This is a genomic window from Streptomyces sp. NPDC045846 (genome assembly GCF_056431605.1).
The window spans coordinates 381597-398952 of record NZ_JBWKKJ010000003.1 but is presented as its reverse complement, the minus strand read 5'-3'; the positions used below and the strand labels follow the sequence as shown (position 1 = coordinate 398952).

Genomic DNA, 17356 nt, shown 5'->3' with positions numbered 1-17356 from the left:
TGTCGGATCCGCGCAAGATGCTGGTGCTGGCTCAGGAAAAGCGCCTGACACGTCCAACACTCGCTCCAGGGGCCACGCCGCGGTCAAGCGCGCGTTGCGGCCCCCGACACACGCTCGAACCGATCGGAGAACCTGACATGCGCAAGTGGTGGCCCCTGACGGCGGTCTGCCTGGGCGCCTTCATCCTGCTGGTGGACGTGACCATCGTGAACGTGGCACTGCCCAGCATGGCTGAGGACCTCGACGCCTCTTTCACCTCGCTGCAATGGGTGATCGACGGGTACGCCCTGGCCCTCGCCGCCCTGCTCCTGGCCTCCGGCTCCCTGGCGGACCGGTTCGGCCACCGGCGCTGCTACGTCTACGGCCTGGCGCTGTTCGCGCTCGCCTCCCTCGTGTGCGGACTGGCCCCCAGCGTGGGCGTGCTGATCGCCGCGCGCGTGGTGCAGGGCGTCGGCGGTGCCGCCATGTTCGCCACCGCCCCCGCCCTCCTGCTGACCTCGTACCAGGGCAGGGACCGGGGCACGGCCTTCGGCGTGTGGGGGGCGGCCAACGGGGCCGCCGCCGCGGCGGGTCCGCTGCTCGGCGGCCTGCTCACCGAGCACCTCAGCTGGCCGACGATCTTCTGGGTCAACCTGCCCATCGCCGCCGTCGCCATCGCGATGACGCTGCGCGTGGTGCGCCCGGACCAGCTCCGTACGCCCGCCGGTCATGGCGCGCCCGCCCGCATAGACCTCCCCGGCGCGACCGCCTTCACCCTCGCCGCGGGCACCCTCACCTACGGACTCATCCGCGGCGGCGAGGCGGGCTGGACCGCGGCCGAGACCCTGGCGACCTTCGCCGTCACGGCGCTGGCGCTGGTGGCGTTCGTCGTGATCGAGCACCGGACCGCGCGGCGCGGCGGCGCTCCGATGCTGGACCTGACGCTCCTGCGCCGCCCCTCGTTCGCCGGCCTGATGAGTGGCGCCCTGCTGTTGCAGGGCAGCGCCTTCGGCTGCCTGGTGCTCGTCTCGCTGTGGCTTCAGTCCGTGCTGGGCCTCAGCCCGGTCGCCGCGGGTCTGGCGCTGACCCCGCTGGCCGCCGCCTCCTTCGTCGTGGCCGTCTTCGCCGGGCGCCACATCCAGCGGCTGTCCCCCCGCGTGCCGATCGGCGCGGGCCTGCTCCTGGTGGCGGCGGGCATGCTGCTGCTGCGCGCCGGGATGACGGCCGAGGCGGGGCGCGCCTCGCTGCTGTGGGGCCTCGTGGTCACCGGTGTCGGGGTCGGTCTGGCCACGCCGGTCCTGGTCTCGGCCGCCACCGCCACCGTGCCGCCGCAGCGGGCGGGCATGGCGGGAGGCGCGGTCAACACGTTCCGTCAGCTCGGCATGACGCTGGCCATCGCCGTCCTCGGCGCGGTCTTCACCAGCCGGACGGCCGACGTGTTCGCCGCCTCCGGCACGGTGCCGGACGCCGACAAGGGCGCGGCCGCGCTGGCCGCCGGGCAGGCGCAGCATCTCGTCGAGGCCGCGCCCGCGGCCCGGCACGACGCGGCCCAACACCTCGTCCACCAGGCCTTCGCCACCGGCCTCGACCGCGTCTTCCTGCTGTCGGCCGCGGCGGCAGCCCTGGGCGGCCTGATCGTCCTGGCGCTCGTCCGTCCGTCGAGCCGCCCGGCAGCAGGGCCGAGTGGCGGCGGCCCGTCGATGGCCGCGCCGGAGCAGCCGCGCCGCGAGGACCCGGTGACGTCGGGGGTGTGAGGAGGCCTCGCCGCGCACCTCGTGGCGGCGAGGGTTCAACGGGGCGCGCCCGTCAGGCCGTTCGGGGTTCCACGAACACGATGACGGAGGCGACCTGCTCGCGCTTGGGGTGGGTGTCCGCGCCACCGAGCCCGTAATGGGTCTCGACGCGGCGGACGACCAGGGGGTGGCCGGTGACCCACAGGGTGACGGACTGCCCGACGGCCGGGATGGGCAACGGGCCCTCGAACATGGCGAGTTCGACCGCCTCCGCCCCGTTGGTGGTGTGGACGAAGGTCATGATCTGGCGGGTGCGCGCGAAGTCCTGCTCGAAGTCGACCTTGTCGCGGGCGGCGAGGGTGGCGGTGATGGCGTCGGGAAGGCTCATGAAGCCATCATCGCGTGTCGCGGGACCGGGCCGGATCACCACCCCGGACGAACGCGAACAGCCGCCGGTGCTTCGCCGGCGCAGGACCCGGGCCGACCCTGTCGGTCCGGGTCCTCGTACGTGCCGCGGGCGCGGTGACACGGTGTCCCGCCGAGCGGGGGCCGCCAACCGATCAGGATCGGAGAAGCGCGGCTCCGGGGCCGAAGCTAGCGTAATCAGCACATCGACCCCCGGGTTCCCGCCCGGCTACGAGCGGGGCGGAGCGCGCCGGGTCGATGACACCCACGACCCAAGGAGCGACCATGGCCACCGGCTCTTCCACCCAGGGAATCAAGACCGTGCTGCACCCCGTGACCGACCTGGCGGCGGCCAAGGAGGTCTTCACCGCGCTGCTCGGGGTCGCGCCGCAGACCGACGAGCCGTACTACGTCGGCTTCGAGGCGGAGGGCCAGCAGATCGGCCTGGTGCCGGGCGGCGCGGACCAGGGCATGACCGGTCCCGTGGCCTACTGGCACGTGCCCGACATCGAGGCGAAGCTGGCCGAGGTCACCGCCGCCGGCGCCAAGGTCAAGGAGCCCGCGCACGACGTGGGCGGCGGCCGCCTGGTGGCCACCTTCACCGACCCCGATGGCAACGTGCTCGGCCTGCTCCAGGACCGGTGAGCTCCGGCTCCGCTCCGGCCGCGGGAGTACCGATCCGCGGCCGGTCCCGCGGCACGCGCCGGACCGTTGCCGCGACCGTGCCGACGACGTAGAACCGTACCTACTGCTCGCAGCCGGGCCGATCCAGTCGGGCGCCCCCGGCAGGGAGCGCGATGACGCCCCCGCCCGAAAGATGGAGAACACGATCCGCATGGCCAAGAGGACGGGCCCGCAGCCGCCCGCAGCGCACGCCGCCGACCGTCACGACCTGATCCGGGTGCACGGCGCACGCGTGAACAATCTCAAGGACGTGAGCATCGAGATCCCCAAGCGCCGTTTGACGGTGTTCACGGGTGTCTCCGGCTCGGGCAAGAGCTCGCTGGTGTTCGACACCATCGCCGCCGAGTCGCAGCGGCTGATCAACGAGACGTACAGCGCCTTCGTGCAGGGCTTCATGCCGACGCTCGGGCGGCCCGAGGTCGACGTGCTCGACGGACTGACCACCGCGATCACCGTCGACCAGCAGCGGATGGGCGGCGACCCGCGCTCCACGGTCGGCACCGCCACCGACGTCAACGCCATGCTGCGGATCCTGTTCAGCCGACTCGGCAAGCCGCACATCGGCTCGCCCAAGGCGTTCTCCTTCAACGTCGCCTCGATCAGCGGGGCCGGCGCGGTCACCGTGCGGCGCGGCGGCCAGGAGGTGAAGGAGCGGCGCAGCTTCAGCATCACGGGCGGCATGTGCCCGCGCTGCGAGGGCCGCGGCGCGGTCAGCGACATCGACCTGACCCAGCTCTACGACGACAGCAAGTCGCTGAACGAGGGCGCGTTCACCATCCCCGGCTACACCGGCGGCGGCTGGAACTCCCGGCTCTACATCGAGTCCGGCTTCTTCGACCCGGACAAGCCGATCGCCAAGTTCACCAAGAAGGAGCTGCGGGACCTCCTGCACCGCGAACCGACCCGGATGAAGATCGCTGGCATCAACATGACGTACGAGGGCCTGATCCCGCGCGTCACGAAGTCGATGCTGTCCAAGGACACCGAGTCGATGCAGCCGCACGTCCGGGCGTTCGTCGAGCGGGCGGTCACCTTCACCACCTGCCCCGACTGCGAGGGCACCCGGCTGAACGAGGGCGCGCGCTCCTCGAAGATCAAGCGGAAGAACATCGCGGACCTGTGCGCCATGGAGATCAGGGACCTGGCCGAGTGGATCCGCGGCCTGAAGGAACCCTCGGTCGCGCCGCTCCTTACGACGCTCCTGGAGACGCTCGACTCGTTCGTCGAGATCGGCCTCGGCTACCTCTCGCTCGACCGGCCTTCGGGCACGCTGTCGGGCGGCGAGGCGCAGCGCGTCAAGATGATCCGCCACCTCGGGTCCTCACTCACCGATGTCACCTACGTCTTCGACGAACCCACCATCGGGCTGCACCCGCACGACATCCAGCGGATGAACGACCTGCTGCTCCGGCTGCGGGACAAGGGCAACACGGTGCTCGTCGTGGAGCACAAGCCGGAGACGATCGCGATCGCGGACCACGTCGTCGACCTCGGCCCCGGCGCCGGTTCCGGCGGCGGCACCGTCTGCTTCGAGGGCACCGTCGAGCAGCTGCGCACCGGAGGCACCATCACCGGCCGCCACTTCGACGACCGGGCCGCCGTCAAGGACAGCGTGCGCAAGCCCACCGGCACGCTGGAGATCCGGGGCGCGAAGGCGCACAACCTGAAGGACGTCGACGTCGACATCCCGCTCGGGGTGCTGACGGTCATCACCGGCGTGGCCGGCTCCGGCAAGAGCTCGCTCGTGCACGGATCGATCCCGGCGGGCGAGGGCGTGATCTCCGTCGACCAGGGCGCGATCCGCGGCTCGCGGCGCAGCAACCCGGCGACGTACACCGGACTGCTCGACCCGATCCGCAAGGCGTTCGCCAAGGCCAACGACGTGAAGCCCGCGCTGTTCAGCGCCAACTCCGAGGGCGCCTGCCCCACGTGCAACGGTGCGGGCGTCGTATACACCGACCTGGCGATGATGGCCGGGGTCGCCACGACCTGCGAGGAGTGCGACGGCAAGCGGTTCGAGGCGTCGGTGCTCGACTACCACCTCGCGGGCCGAGACATCAGCGAGGTGCTCGCGATGTCGGTGACCGAGGCGGAGGAGTTCTTCGCCCAGGGCGACGCGGCGACACCGGCCGCCCACCGCATCCTCACCCGGCTCGCCGACGTGGGCCTCGGCTACCTCAGCCTCGGCCAGCCCCTGACCACCCTGTCCGGCGGCGAGCGGCAGCGGCTCAAGCTGGCCACCCACATGGCGGAGAAGGGTGGCGTCTACGTCCTGGACGAGCCGACGGCGGGCCTCCACCTCGCCGACGTCGAGCAACTGCTCGGCCTGCTCGACCGGCTCGTCGACTCCGGGAAGTCGGTCATCGTCGTCGAGCACCACCAGGCGGTCATGGCCCATGCCGACTGGATCATCGACCTCGGGCCGGGCGCGGGTCACGACGGCGGCCGGATCGTCTTCGAGGGCACTCCGGCCGATCTGGTGGCGGCCCGGCCCACCCTCACGGGCGAGCACCTCGCGGCGTACGTGGGTCGCTGACCGCGCGCTCGCCCCACTCGCCGCGCCCCGCCGCCGACGAGCAGGCCGGGTGCGGGGCGAGTAGCGAGCGGTGGGCCGGGCTCCGATGGCAGAGCCGGTTGCCTACGCCGCCTTCTCGTGATGCCGCTCGATCACGAGGAAGGCATCGCTGTCGAGATCCATCACGACCGTGGCCGCCCGGCCCCGCCTCCTGAGCTGAGCCGCCAACTCCTCGGCCGGCCATGACCCGCGCGGTCCACCGGCAGGAAAACGCCCTAGCACCGACATGGAAGCTACCTCCCCTTCGAACCGTGGCCTGTAGTGTGCGCCTGCCCCGGCGCCACCGGATCATGCGCGTCGAGCGGGGAGGGACAGTGGGGCGGCTTCGTCAACCCGCCGTCGGCGCGCGGTAGTTGATCCCCGCTACGGCCCGCACGGGCGGCGTCGGCGCGGATCGGCTCGTGTCCTGTCGGCAGGGCCGAAACGCCGGGTGGCGGGCGCTCGCGCGGGAGGAACCCGACATACCTATACGATCTCGGCCGCATGGGATGTCCGGCAACCGGCCGCCTTCCTGCGCCGCCGCGGTCCGGCGGGTGAGAGAAGGGCTGCTCCACGATGAGAACCAGGCTCGCGCGTTCGGTGACCACTGCCGCCGTCACGGTGGCTCTGCTGATGGGGAGCGCGATGGGCGCGTGCGGCGAGCAGACGCGGACCGCGCCGGACACGGCCGGGGTGCGTGCCGCGCTCGGGCGGGTGCTGAGGGCCGGGGCGCCGGGCGCGTTCGCCGTGATCCGGGATCACCGGGACCCGGCGCTGACCTGGTCGCAGCCCGTCGGCGAGGCCGACCTGAGCGGCGTCCCCATGACGGTCGACGCGCGGTTCAGGGTCGGCAGCAACAGCAAGATGTTCACCTCGGTCCTCCTGATGCGCCTCGCGGAACAGGGCCGCGTCGACTTGGACCGGCCGCTGCGCGACTATCTGCCGGGCGGGACGATCCCGGAGGGCTGGCCGATCACCGCACGGCAGGTCCTCGAACACCGGGCGGGGGTGTACGACCACATCAACGACCTCTTGGAACAGGGGGGCGAGGAAACCACCGCCGCCTTCGAGCAGCGCATCCGCACCCGCGTGTACGACCCCCGGGAACTGGTGGCCCTGTCCGTTCGGCACGGGCTGCAGTACACCCCGGGAACTTCCTACGCGTACTCCAACACGGGTTTCGTGCTGCTGGCCCTGGCCGCCGAGCACGTCACCGGACGCCCCTACGCCGAGCTGCTGCGCGAGCAGATCTTCGGGCCGCTCAAGCTGCGCCGTACGTCGTTCACCGTGCCCCGCCAACGGATCGGGGGCCGTCACATCACCGGATACCTGACCCCCGACGACCGCCGCCGTCCGCTCCTCGACGCGACCGAGCAGACCGGGTCCTGGATCTGGAGCGCGGGAGGCATCGTCTCCTCGGCCCGGGATCTCGATCGCTTCCTGACCGCTCTGCTCGCCGGGAGCGCCGGAGGGCTGGTCTCCGACGACTCGTTGCGGCAGATGACGGCGGCGCTCCCCACCGGCGCGAGGAACGTCGGCTACGGGCTTGGCGTGCGGCAGATCGCCCTGTCCTGCGGGAAGGTGTTCGGGCACGGCGGCATCGTCCAGGGGTACCAGTCGCAGGCGTTCTCCACGCCGGGAGGCGAGCGCACGGTCGTCGTCTTCGCCAACGCGTCCAACAACGGGGCGGTCACGGAAGGCCTGATGGACGCGCTGGAACCGGCCTTCTGCGGCGCCGCCCCGTCAGGATCACGCGTGGCCCGCCCTGCCCTCCCGGCCGTCGAGGACCCGCGCGTCTGAGCGGTGGACGTGGCTGCGGCGACAGGGCCGGGCGGGCCGCTGCCCGGCCCGTCGTCGCTACCGGCCCAGGGGATCGATTCCGGCGGGGACTTCGTAGATCTTGCCGTCCACGCCGGACCGGTAGAGCCTGCCCGCCGAGAAGCCGCGTTCGCCGTGTCCGTACGTGATCTGCGTCGAGAGGTGCAGGCCCGACTGCACCGAGCACAGGGCGCCCCGTTCGGCCCGCCAGATCTGACCGGCGGCGTGGGTGGCGATCAGGGGTCGGCCCCGGCTGTCGAGCGTGAGCCCGTCGGGCAGGCCGAGGGTGTCGGCCAGGGCGGTGGGGATCCAGCGTTGAGGGTGCGTCGGGTCGCCGACGGGGATGCGGTAGAGCGCCGGGGCCACCGTGGTCTGGATGACGTAGACCTCATCGCCCTGGGGCGAGACGGCGATGCCGTTGGGCATGAGGACGTGGGCCCACGCGGGGTCGACCCGGCCGTCGGGTGTGACGCGGCCGATGTTCCGGCCGCCCACGGTGGTGGTGTACACGGTGCCGTCGGGCGCCAGGGCCACACCGTCGATGCCGCCGAGCCCCGAGGCGTACGTGCTGACCTCGCCGGAGTCGGGGTCCACCAGCAGGAGTTTTGAGACCGGCAGGACGTCGCCGGTGAGCGAGTGGCCGAGGTCGTTGCCGGTGCCGACGAGCAGCCGGCCGTCCTCGCGGACGACGACGCCGCCGTTGGCACCGATGTCGCCCGTGAGGGCGACCGGGGCGCTGCCCGGTGCGTCGATGCGGTAGACACGCCCCGTGAAGTAGGCGGTCGCGAACATCCGCCCCTTCTTGTCGACGACGATCGACTCGGCCCAGTCCGGTATTCGCGCGACCTGGACCGGCGGCGCGGTGGAGGTCGTTTCGCAGGCGGGGGCCGCGTGGGCGGGGGTCGGTGCCATCAGGGCCGTGGCCGCGGCCAGCACGACCGCGAGCAGGGCGCTCCCGCGTCGCCCTCGTGCCGTGGTGCGGGGCGTGTTCGTCGGCCTCATCAATTCCCTTCCCGGCGCGGTCAGTTGGTCGGTACGTCGGCTTGGGGATCTTCCAGTACTGCCGAGTACGCGTCAACAGGGCGCCGGGCGCGGGGAGTTCGAAGAGGTCGATGGTGGCTCGATGAGGTGGAGGACGGGGGGCGGCCCGCAAGCCTGGGGGCGGGCCGCCGCGCCCGGTCCTCAGCGGTTGCGGTTGCCGATGAGCAGGCGGTACAGGGCGAGCACGATGACCGAGCCGACGATGGCGGCGATCCACGTCGAGAGGTGGAAGAAGCCCTGGATGGAGTGGACGTGGAAGATGACCTTCCCGAGCCATCCGCCGAGGAGGCCTCCCACGATTCCGATCAGCATGGTGATGACGCAGCCGCCCGGGTCCCGGCCCGGCATGAGGGCTTTGGCGATGGCTCCGGCGAGAAGGCCGATCAGGATCCAGGCGATGATGCTCATGGTGTGTTTCCGTCCCGGGGTCGGTGTGCCCGCGCCATGGGCGGCGCGGGCACGGATGATGGGTTGTTCCAGGTGGCCGGGGGGCCTTGTCTGGAAGAGTGCCCAGGTCGGGGAGGGCTATGCCAGTCGCATCGGCCATTGGGGGGCCATCGGGAGCGCATGCGGAGCAGTCGCGCCCGCGGGAGGTCGCCGCTTCGGCGGTGCGTCCGCTCAGCCGTGCGCGACCGTGAGTTTGTAGAAGGCCACGCGGGCACCCCTGGTCGTGCTGTTGGAGGACGACTGATTGTACGAGCCCGCCTTGAAGTACTGCCGGTAGCCGTCGAAGGAGGACGGGATCGGATAGTGGGTCGTGCTTCCGTTGACCGTCAGGTCGATGGTGTGACCGCCCGAGACGCCGATCGTGTAGCTCCACTTCGTGCCGAGGGGCACATGGCCCACGGGGTGGCTCGTCTGGCCGCCCGAGGGAGAGTTCTCGGTACCCAGCACGATGTCGCCGTTGGCGCGGTAGTAGAGCTCCACCAGCGGTTTCGTGGACGATCCGCCCGTGCCGAGGTGGATCTGGCCGACGCAGACGTGGTCGGTCACCGACACCACGCGCAGGGCTGCGTCGAGCCGGTGGGTGCCCGCCAGCGGCCAGTTCGCGGTGCTGCCGTCGCGGTTCATCTCGCGCAGTTCCGAGCGGGCGTAGTTGGAGTTCGGCGTGGTCACGCCCTTCTCGGGGGCCCAGAACGTCATGGCGCCGTCGTGGGGGTCGCTGTAGAAGTACGTGTCCTGGAACCCGTTGGCCCCCTGGAGCCGGGACGAGGGGATGGTGGTCGGTGAGCCGGGGGATCCCACCGGCTCCTGGAGTTCCCACACCGACAGGTCGAAGGTGCCCCCGGGTGCGGCGGTCGCCGCCGCGAGGGGATCGAGGGCGACCGCGCTGTGGACGCCAACGTCCTTGCTGTGTGCGGAGGTTGAGAGGGAGGGGGCCACCAGGGCGAGGCTGGCGACGGTGGCGGCTGTCGTCGCGAGGGGGAGGAGCACGGTGCGTATGCGCATCAGCGGGACCTTCTCGTGGGGGGAGTCTCGACGGGCTGGGCACGGAACCGCTTCACATCGTTCATAATGGTGAACGATGTGCTCTGATGTGAACGGGGAAACCGTAGGACCCTGCCGTGGGCGCGTCAAGGGAGGCGTGCGCGGGAAGAGGCCGGGTACCCGGGGTGACATGGCATCAGGACCTCGGCTCCAACGCGGTACTTGGCAGGCGACGCTGGCCCGGGCCATCGTGCTGATCGTGGGGTTCGTCTGCATGGTGGCCTTCGCGGTGCTCCTCGCCCGCGCCACACTGGTCCCCTCACCGGCGTCCGTCCGGCTGATCCACACCAACCTTCACCCGGGCGCCTCGATACGCGCCTACTTCGCCCAGCCCGACTGGCGGGACACGGTGAAGCAGGTCGGCGGCAACATCGTCCTGGGCATGCCCTTCGGTGTGCTGCTGCCGGTGCTGTTCCCCAGAACACGCGGCCTGGTGCGCGTGGTGCTCATGACGGCTTTCGTGATGCTGACCGTGGAGACGGCCCAGGGCCTGCTGGTCACCGGCCGCGCCTTCGACATCGACGACGTCATCCTCAACTCCCTCGGCGCGTTCACCGGGTACCTGCTCCTGGGCCGTCGGCTCGGCCGCGCCCTGCACCCCCGGCGCCACCACTGGTGGCAGGGCCGTCCGGTCGAGGACGCGGAGGAGCCCCCTCCGGCCAGGACGCGGCCCCGGCTGCCCGCGATGCTGAGGGCGGCGCGCAAGCCCGGGTCGGCCAAGGGCGGGCCGGACGCGGCGCCGCCCTCAGCCTGAGAGCGCGTTCACTCCTTGGTGATGCCGGTGATGACGGCGTCGCCCAGCGGCGCCTCGTCCTCTGCGTAGCCCGCGGTGCGCAGGGCGGCGGCGACCGTCCGGCGCGCCTCCTGCTCCGCGGTCCCGGTGTCGTCGGCCTCCACCTCCAGGCGGACGCTGAAGGCCGACGACCCGCTGTAGAAGGTGAGCATCTCCAGGTGCTCGGCCTCGCCGAGGCGGGTTCCGCGCGGGTCGGCGGGGCGCAGCGCACGTTCGAGGGTCTGGGTCCTCTCCTCGGTGCGCTCGGCGAGGAGGGTTCCGGGGATCGTCACGACGTAGGTGGTCATAGAGCTACGGGGTGCCCACAGCGCTCCCTTCGTACACCCACCCGTGCAGCGAACGGGGTGCGTCGCCCGGTCTGAGGGGCGCCAAAGGAAGCGGCCCGGCCGCCATGGAGCGGTGCGGGAGTGCCGGTGCGGGGCTCGTCAGCCGCCGGAGGGCGGCGTCGCGGCGACCTCGGCGATGAGCAGGGCGATGTCGTCGTGGCCCTGGGGCGGGGGGAGTGCGGCCAGGAGCCGGTCGCAGGTCGCCTCCAGGGGCAGACGGTGGTGGGTGAGCGCGTCGAGCAGGGCGCGCAGCCGGTCGTCGATGGGCTGGTCGCGGGTCTCGACGAGGCCGTCGGTGTACAGGACCAGCCGGTCGCCGGGGGCGCAGTCGACCGTGGTGGCCCGGAAGGGGACCCCGCCGACGCCCAGCGGTGCTCCGGTGGGGAGTTGGAGGAAGCGCGGGGCGCGGCCCGGACGGTCCCAGATGGGCGGCAGGTGGCCCGCGAGGGCGATGCGGCAGTGCATGCGGTGCGGGTCGTACACGGCGTAGACGCAGGTGGCGGTGGTCTCGTCGAGCTCGGAGGTGATGCGGTCGAGGTGGTGCAGCACATCGGCGGGGTCGAGGTCGAGGCCGGCCAGCGTCCGCGTGGCGGTGCGCAACTGGCCCATCGTCGCGGCCGCGTTGATGCCGTGGCCCATGACGTCGCCGACGACGAGGGCGGTCTTGTCACCGGCCACGGGGATGGCGTCGAACCAGTCGCCGCCGGCCTCGCCGATCGCGGCGGCGGGCTGGTAGCGGTAGGCGACGTCGAGCCCGGTGGGCTGCGGCGGCTGGCGGGGCAGGAGGTGGCGCTGGAGCGCTAGGGCGGCGTGGCGCTGCTGCTGGAACCAGCGGGCGTTGTCGATGCAGACGGCGGCCCGGGTGGCGAGTTCGAGGGCCAGGACGGCGTCGTCGTGGGTGAAGGGCTGCGGGTTGCGGGCCCGCTTGAGGTCCAGGGCGCCCAGGACCTCGCCGCGCGCGATGAGCGGGACCGCCAGGTAGGAGTGCAGGCCCGCGCGGGCCAGGAGGGCTTCGGCCTCCTCGTCGCGCGCGATGTTCGCCAGGTCGGCGGGGCCGACCCGGCTGACCAGGACGGGTCTGGCGCTCGTGACGCACCGCGTGACCAGGCGTTCCGCGTTGTACTTCGCGATGTTTCCCGGGGGGTCGGCCGCCCGCAGGGCGTCGGTGGGGTAGGCCGCCGCGACGGCGAGGGCACGGATGACCACGGGCCCGGTCGCGGGCTCGTCCGTGGTGCCGCGGCCGTCGAGGACGGAGTCCAGGAGGTCGACGGCGGCGATGTCGGCGAGGTCGGTCACCACGAGGTCGGCCAGTTCGTGGGCGGTGCGGTTCAGGTCGAGCGTGGTGCCGATGCGCACCGAGGCGCGGGCGATGAGGTCGAGGCGTCTGCGGGCCTCGGCCGCCTCGTTCGCGGCGTGGTACTGCTCGCTGACGTCCACGATGGACGTCGCGACCCCCAGCACGCGGCCCGCCGGGTCCTCCAGGCGGTAGTACGACACGTTCCAGGCGTGCTCGGTCGGATCGCCCGGGGTGCGGCCGATGGCCGTCTGGTCGAGCAGCGGCACACCGGTCTCCAGGACGCGGCGCATCGCGGACTCGATGGGCACGGTGTCCAGGAACGGCAGGGCGTCACGGACGGTGCGCCCCATGTGTTCGGCGGCGGGCACGCCGTTGATGCGGGCCAGGGCGGGATTCACCAGGACGTAGCGCAGCTCGGTGTCGAGCACGGCGAGACCGATCGGGGACTGCGAGACCAGGCGCACCGACAGGGCCAGGTCGCGCTCCACGGCCCGCAGCGTCGGCTCGTCGGTCGCGATGCCCAGCGCGTACAGGCCGCCGTGCTCGTCCTGGAGCCGCATGTTGCGGAACTCCACCAGCCGCGTGCGCCCGTCCTTGTGCCGGACCGGGAAGACGCCCGCCCAGGTCCCCCCGCCACCCATCACCCGGGCGAACAGGTCGAGGACCAGCGGGCGGTCCTCCTCGGAGACCAGGAGCTTGGCGGCGGAGCGGCCGAGGGCCTCGTGGGCGGTCCAGCCGAACAGCTCCTGGGCCGGTGGGCTCCACAGCGCGATCCGCCCGGACTCGTCCAGCACTATGGCGGCGACGCCCAGCACGTCGAGCAGGCCGCCGGGCTCGGTCGCGGCGACCCGCTGGGGCCCGAGCCGCTCCTCGAATACCTCGGATGCGTTCATCGTCGGCCCTTCGTCAGCCTGACCGGTACCTCACTCCTGTCCCAGCGCCTTCCCCATCTTCTCCCCGTCCGGCCCGATCGGCAGACCAGGAGGGAGAAAGGGAAGCCGGGGGCGCACGGTGAGTGACCCCCGGGTTCCGGTTGGTGTCCGGGTCGAGGGCCCGGCTCAGCGGGACGGGCCGGTTTCCGCCTCGCGCTTGCGGGACGGCGAGGGGCGCCCCTGTGCGGGGGGCTCCTTGCCGCGCTGCTCGTCGTGCTGGGCGAGGACCGCGAGGAGGGTGGCCACGGTCAGGCCCGCCTCGGCGGGGTGCCGCAGGGGAGTGCTCGGTTCGATGCGGTAGGTGTTCGAGCGCCCCTGGCGGGTGTGGGAGAGGTAGCCCGCCTCCTCCAGATCGGAGATGATCCGCTGGACGGCGCGCTCGGTGAGTCTGCAGTGCGCGGCGATGTCGCGGATGCGGGTGGAGGGATTGTCGGCGATTGCGGCCAGCACGCGGGCATGGTTGGTCAGAAACGTCCAGCCCGCATGTGGTTCAGGTACGGCACCCATTCCCTCAGGGTAGGACGCCGCATTCACGCAAACAATCGGGCGAAACAATTTTCATGTATCGCCAGACGTTATTGGCCGCTCGCGGGGACCCCCATCACCCTCCGTCGCCGCTGTGAAGCGAATCACAGGGGTGCGGGGGTACGTTCTGCCGCGGCCGTGTGTCTCGATGGGGGTGCGTGGACAGGGAAGAGGGCGAAGGGGAGAGCGGGATGTCTCGCTGTGCCTGCGCATGCGTGAGGGAGGAGCGGCGTGGCCGAGGACGCCTTCAGCGAGCATCGCGCGCTGTTGTTCACCATCGCCTACGAGATGCTGGGCAGCGCCGCCGATGCCGAGGACGTGTTGCAGGAGAGCTATCTGCGGTGGAGCGCGGTCGACCGTGCCGAGGTGGAGCACCCGCGCGCCTACCTGGTGCGGGTGGTGACCCGGCAGGCGCTCAACCATCTGCGTACCGTCAAGGCGCGCCGCGAGGAGTACATCGGCACCTGGCTGCCCGAGCCGATCCGTACCGGGCCCGCGGTGGGCGACGACGCGATCCTGGCCGAGTCGGTGTCGATGGCCCTCATGCTGGTCCTGGAGACGCTGAACCCGACCGAGCGCGCGGTGTTCGTGCTGCACGACGTGTTCGGCTACAGCCACCGCGAGATCGCCGACTCGATCAGCAAGTCAGAGGTGACGGTCCGTCAAATCGCCCACCGGGCACGGCAGCACGTGCACGCCAGACGCCGCCGCTTCGATCCCGACTCCGAGGCCACCCGTGAGATCGTCGACCGTTTCCTGTTCGCCACGTCCACCGGTGAGATCCAGGCGCTGATGGATCTGATGGCCCCCGACGTCGTCCAGATCGCCGACGGCGGTGGGAAGGTGACCGCCGCCCGCCGTCCGGTCACCGGCAGCGAGGAGGTCGCCCGGTTCGTCCTCGGTGTGGCCCGCACCAGCATCACGCCCGCGACCCGGATCGAGCACGCCACGTACAACGGCATGCCCGCGGCGCGGTTCCTCACCGACGGTGTACTCGACTGGCTGGTGGCCTTCGAGATCCACGACGGGCGGATCACCGGCCTCTACGCCGTGCGCAACCCGGACAAGCTGCACCGCGCCGACACGGTGCGCCCGCTCGACAGAGGGGAGCACCGGGCTCCGGGGCTCTAGGGCTGGACGTTGGGGCTCGGTGAGCACTCCAGCTGCTTCTGGCTCGGGATGGCCCCGCAGATCGTCACGGACTCCGCCGGTGCGTCGGCGGTGACCGCGAGCATCTGCGTGTAGGTGTCCCGATCGGTCCGGATCGTGGCCTGGAGTTCCAGGCCGGTCCGGTCCTTGATCTTGACGACGTCGCCGACGGCGCCGTTCTCTATGCGCCCCCACACCGCGTGGCAGGCGGGGCTGTAGCGCAACTCGATGTGCATGCCGCGCAGCCAGGTGTCGTGGGACGTGGTCGCGTCCCACTGGCAGTCCATGGCCTGGGGGTCGCGGCGCAGGCAGGTGTCGCCGGAGCAGCGGACGTCCACCTTGCCGCCCGCGGGCACCGGGGCCCCTTGGGCCGTTCCGGTGCCCGACGCCTGGGCGCCGGAGGGCGTGTCGCCGCCGTGCGCGCCGGACGCGGTCCCCATGACCACCACGGTGGCGACCGTGCCCATGACCGCGCCGGACGCGATGTAGCCCACGGCCGCGAGGCGGCGCCGCCAGGGCCGGTGCCGCGCGAACAACGGGGGAAGCCACCTGCGCGTTCGGGACGCGACCGGTGCGGGCGCGGCGGGCTCAGCGGGCTCGGCCGTGGCCTGCAAAACCTCCGCCACCACGGTGGCCGCCCCGGACGTTTCGGGGCTCCGAGGCTCGGGCTCGGGTGTCAACGCCTCGTCCGCGGCCGGTTCCTGGATGGGAGGGAGCGGGGTCTGACCCACCGTGTCGAGCAGGGTGAGCAGCGGCCGCGGGTCCGCGCCCGTGGCGGCCGCGAACTGCTCGACGGCGACCTTGGAAGGGAGTTGCTTCCCGTTCAGGAAGCGCTCCCAGGAGGAGCGGCTGTAGTGGGTCCTGTCAGCCAGTTGCCCGTAGCTGAACCCGGACTCCTGCTTGATGTGGCGCAGTTCCACGAAGAGCTGTTCCTGCGCCCCCGCAGGTGCATCGGTCTGGTCCGACACGTGCTTCCCCCCGTCATCACTCGCGGCGTACGGCAACACCCTGGCCGTCGCGCGGACCACAGAGTAACCGGACCTTTGAACGGTTTCCGGACGCTCTTGGGGTCAGGCCTGCCGCGCCCCGCGCAGGGGCACTTCGGGGACGAGGCGCGGTCACCGGCCGGCGGTGACCCGTACCGGAATTCACCGTGTGTCCGGCGGAAATGCGTCCGTGCTCCGTTGCTCCGCACTGACCTGCGCGCCGGTTCGTGTGCGCCGTTCTCTCCGATTGGTCGGGTGAAGGTGATGGGTGGCTACCGCACCCTTCGTGTGGAATTTCCACGGAGACAGGCCTCGAATGGTCGGCTCCATGCTGCCGTTCAGGCCCGGAGGAGAGGGCGGGACGGGTCTGGGGATCACGTCGGGAGAGTTCTTCGCGGTGCGGGAATTGAGTTTCTCCGGTGTGCCCGGAAAGCCGACCGCCCGACCGGTCGGTGTGCTAGGGAATTCTTCGGCGGCGATCAGCCGAGGTCACGGGCGGGCCGATCGGTATTCGTTCGCGCCCGGCCCTGCGACCGCTTCCAGGAATACGCCTTCGCGCGCACCGCGCCGGAGGTTCCCGTACCGCCGGGCCGAATCATGTGTGGATCACCACACTCCTGCCTCACCCGGCGTTTCGCCGGAAGGCGGCACGGTAGTCCCGGGGGCGCCGTCCGGTGTGCCGGGCGAAGAGCGCGGCGAAGGTTCCGGGGTCGCGGTACCCGACCGCCGTGGAGATCGCGGCGACGGTGCGGTCCGTGGTCTCCAGGAGGTGGCGGGCGCGGCGCACGCGGGCCCCCTGGAGGTACTCCAGCGGACTGCGGCCGGTCTCGCCCGCGAAGCGCCGCAGCAGCGTTCGCGTGCTGACGTGGAAGGTGTCGGACAGTGCGGCGAGGTCGTACGGGGCGGCGAGGTTCTGGTCGAGCCACCGCATGACCCGGCGGGAGAACTCGTCCCCCGGCCGGGGCAGGAGGCGGAGGTCGACATAGGGGGTCTGTGAGGACCGGGCGTCGTCGAGGAGCGCCACCCGTGCGGTGGTCCGCGCCACGCGGGCGCCGCTGTGCTCGCGGATCAGGCCGAGGGCGAAGTCGTACATGGCGCTGAAGGCGGCCGTCGTCGTCACGCCCCGGTCGGTGATGACGAGGTGCTCCGGCCGGATCTCGGCGGCCGGGCAGCGCCGCGCCAGCTCGTCCGCCAGGAGCCAGGCGGTCGTCGCCCGGCGGGAGTCGAGCAGGCCGGCCTCGGCGAGCAGAAAGGCGCCCACACAGATCGAGACCACGACGTGGCCCGAGGCCGCGTGGGAGCGGATCACCTCGATTTCGGGGCCGAGGCGGGCGAGCCTTTCGTCCACGCCCCGGCCCGGCTCCGGCCCGGACCCCGGCATGAGCGCGAACCCGGGGACGACGAGGACGTCGACCTCGCGCGGTGGCGAGACGGCCAACCGCACGCCGCCCGACGCGGTCACGTGACGGCGGGGCGAGACGACGCAGACCTCGTATCCGGCACGGTCCGGACCCGCGACATGCGCGGCCATCGTCAACAGGTCCGGTACACCGAAGACTTCGGAGGCGAAGCAGCCCGGATAGGCCAGCACCCCCACGCGCAGTGCGGTCACGCTCGCTCCCCTCGCCGCCGGGTGCTGGCGAGAT

At 71.8% G+C, this 17356-nt stretch carries 15 protein-coding genes; 6 read left to right on the top strand and 9 right to left on the bottom strand.

The features are described 5' to 3' along the window. Window positions 1-137: 137 nt before the first annotated feature. On the top strand, window positions 138-1733 hold the full coding sequence (locus tag AC07F3_RS10850) for an MFS transporter (RefSeq protein ID WP_479112580.1): 1596 nt from the start codon (window positions 138-140) through the stop codon (window positions 1731-1733). Window positions 1734-1785: 52 nt separating this feature from the next. On the opposite strand, the gene AC07F3_RS10845 is transcribed toward AC07F3_RS10850, so the two are convergent. Continuing rightward, a complete protein-coding gene (locus AC07F3_RS10845; protein WP_479112578.1) occupies window positions 1786-2100 on the bottom strand; it encodes a hypothetical protein in 315 nt (104 codons plus the stop codon). Between the two features lie 302 nt (window positions 2101-2402). Here AC07F3_RS10845 and AC07F3_RS10840 point away from each other — a divergent pair, with 302 nt between their 5' ends. The 3 genes from AC07F3_RS10840 (at window position 2403) to AC07F3_RS10830 (ending at window position 7155) form a co-directional block, all read left to right on the top strand. Beyond that, on the top strand, window positions 2403-2762 hold the full coding sequence (locus tag AC07F3_RS10840) for a VOC family protein (protein WP_479112576.1): 360 nt from the start codon (window positions 2403-2405) through the stop codon (window positions 2760-2762). A gap of 190 nt (window positions 2763-2952) precedes the next feature. Further along, window positions 2953-5337 (top strand): ATP-binding cassette domain-containing protein, encoded by a 2385-nt coding sequence (locus AC07F3_RS10835; RefSeq protein ID WP_479112574.1) that lies wholly within the window; start codon window positions 2953-2955, stop codon window positions 5335-5337. Between the two features lie 618 nt (window positions 5338-5955). Further along, entirely contained in the window at window positions 5956-7155 is a 1200-nt protein-coding gene (locus AC07F3_RS10830) for a serine hydrolase domain-containing protein (protein WP_479112572.1), read from the top strand. A 57-nt stretch (window positions 7156-7212) separates the two neighbouring features. Here the strand turns inward: AC07F3_RS10830 and AC07F3_RS10825 are convergent, their stop codons facing one another. From AC07F3_RS10825 to AC07F3_RS10815, 3 genes are all read right to left on the bottom strand, one after another. Continuing rightward, window positions 7213-8175 carry an SMP-30/gluconolactonase/LRE family protein gene (locus AC07F3_RS10825; RefSeq protein ID WP_479112570.1) on the bottom strand — a complete coding sequence of 321 codons (963 nt, stop codon included), beginning with the start codon at window positions 8173-8175 and terminating at the stop codon, window positions 7213-7215. Between the two features lie 180 nt (window positions 8176-8355). Next, a complete protein-coding gene (locus AC07F3_RS10820; protein WP_114034509.1) occupies window positions 8356-8622 on the bottom strand; it encodes a GlsB/YeaQ/YmgE family stress response membrane protein in 267 nt (88 codons plus the stop codon). Window positions 8623-8832: 210 nt separating this feature from the next. After that, a complete protein-coding gene (locus AC07F3_RS10815) occupies window positions 8833-9663 on the bottom strand; it encodes a polysaccharide lyase family 7 protein (RefSeq protein ID WP_479112568.1) in 831 nt (276 codons plus the stop codon). 169 nt (window positions 9664-9832) lie between these two features. Between AC07F3_RS10815 and AC07F3_RS10810 the strand changes: the two genes are divergently transcribed. Next, the gene (locus tag AC07F3_RS10810) at window positions 9833-10456 is read left to right on the top strand and encodes a VanZ family protein (RefSeq protein WP_479112566.1); all 624 of its coding nucleotides are present in this window, start codon (window positions 9833-9835) and stop codon (window positions 10454-10456) included. 8 nt (window positions 10457-10464) lie between these two features. Here AC07F3_RS10810 and AC07F3_RS10805 read toward each other — a convergent pair whose 3' ends face one another. The 3 genes from AC07F3_RS10805 to AC07F3_RS10795 form a co-directional block, all read right to left on the bottom strand. After that, window positions 10465-10782, bottom strand: coding sequence for a hypothetical protein (locus tag AC07F3_RS10805; RefSeq protein WP_114034508.1), 318 nt, complete (start codon window positions 10780-10782; stop codon window positions 10465-10467). Between the two features lie 138 nt (window positions 10783-10920). Next, window positions 10921-13011, bottom strand: a complete 2091-nt coding sequence (locus tag AC07F3_RS10800; RefSeq protein WP_479112564.1) for a SpoIIE family protein phosphatase — start codon at window positions 13009-13011, stop codon at window positions 10921-10923. A gap of 165 nt (window positions 13012-13176) precedes the next feature. Then, on the bottom strand, window positions 13177-13557 hold the full coding sequence (locus tag AC07F3_RS10795; RefSeq protein ID WP_479112562.1) for a helix-turn-helix transcriptional regulator: 381 nt from the start codon (window positions 13555-13557) through the stop codon (window positions 13177-13179). Window positions 13558-13806: 249 nt separating this feature from the next. Here AC07F3_RS10795 and AC07F3_RS10790 point away from each other — a divergent pair, with 249 nt between their 5' ends. Beyond that, a complete protein-coding gene (locus AC07F3_RS10790; protein WP_479112560.1) occupies window positions 13807-14706 on the top strand; it encodes an RNA polymerase sigma-70 factor in 900 nt (299 codons plus the stop codon). Here the strand turns inward: AC07F3_RS10790 and AC07F3_RS10785 are convergent. Both AC07F3_RS10785 and AC07F3_RS10780 read right to left on the bottom strand, forming a co-directional pair. Further along, window positions 14703-15692 carry a helix-turn-helix domain-containing protein gene (locus tag AC07F3_RS10785; protein ID WP_479112558.1) on the bottom strand — a complete coding sequence of 330 codons (990 nt, stop codon included), beginning with the start codon at window positions 15690-15692 and terminating at the stop codon, window positions 14703-14705. The two genes, AC07F3_RS10790 and AC07F3_RS10785, sit on opposite strands and share 4 nt — an antisense overlap. Before the next feature lie 640 nt (window positions 15693-16332). After that, window positions 16333-17322 (bottom strand): GlxA family transcriptional regulator, encoded by a 990-nt coding sequence (locus tag AC07F3_RS10780; protein WP_479112556.1) that lies wholly within the window; start codon window positions 17320-17322, stop codon window positions 16333-16335. Window positions 17323-17356 lie beyond the last annotated feature (34 nt).

Bases quoted from the DNA above. Each gene is read 5' to 3' on its own strand.
- AC07F3_RS10820 (WP_114034509.1), bottom strand. From the start codon at position 8,622: ATGAGCATCATCGCCTGGATCCTGATCGGCCTTCTCGCCGGAGCCATC.
- AC07F3_RS10795 (WP_479112562.1), bottom strand. From the start codon at position 13,557: ATGGGTGCCGTACCTGAACCACATGCGGGCTGGACGTTTCTGACCAAC.
- AC07F3_RS10840 (WP_479112576.1), top strand. From the start codon at position 2,403: ATGGCCACCGGCTCTTCCACCCAGGGAATCAAGACCGTGCTGCACCCC.
- AC07F3_RS10805 (WP_114034508.1), bottom strand. From the start codon at position 10,782: ATGACCACCTACGTCGTGACGATCCCCGGAACCCTCCTCGCCGAGCGC.
- AC07F3_RS10810 (WP_479112566.1), top strand. From the start codon at position 9,833: ATGGCATCAGGACCTCGGCTCCAACGCGGTACTTGGCAGGCGACGCTG.
- AC07F3_RS10845 (WP_479112578.1), bottom strand. From the start codon at position 2,100: ATGAGCCTTCCCGACGCCATCACCGCCACCCTCGCCGCCCGCGACAAG.
- AC07F3_RS10825 (WP_479112570.1), bottom strand. From the start codon at position 8,175: ATGAGGCCGACGAACACGCCCCGCACCACGGCACGAGGGCGACGCGGG.
- AC07F3_RS10850 (WP_479112580.1), top strand. From the start codon at position 138: ATGCGCAAGTGGTGGCCCCTGACGGCGGTCTGCCTGGGCGCCTTCATC.
- AC07F3_RS10815 (WP_479112568.1), bottom strand. From the start codon at position 9,663: ATGCGCATACGCACCGTGCTCCTCCCCCTCGCGACGACAGCCGCCACC.
- AC07F3_RS10800 (WP_479112564.1), bottom strand. From the start codon at position 13,011: ATGAACGCATCCGAGGTATTCGAGGAGCGGCTCGGGCCCCAGCGGGTC.
- AC07F3_RS10835 (WP_479112574.1), top strand. From the start codon at position 2,953: ATGGCCAAGAGGACGGGCCCGCAGCCGCCCGCAGCGCACGCCGCCGAC.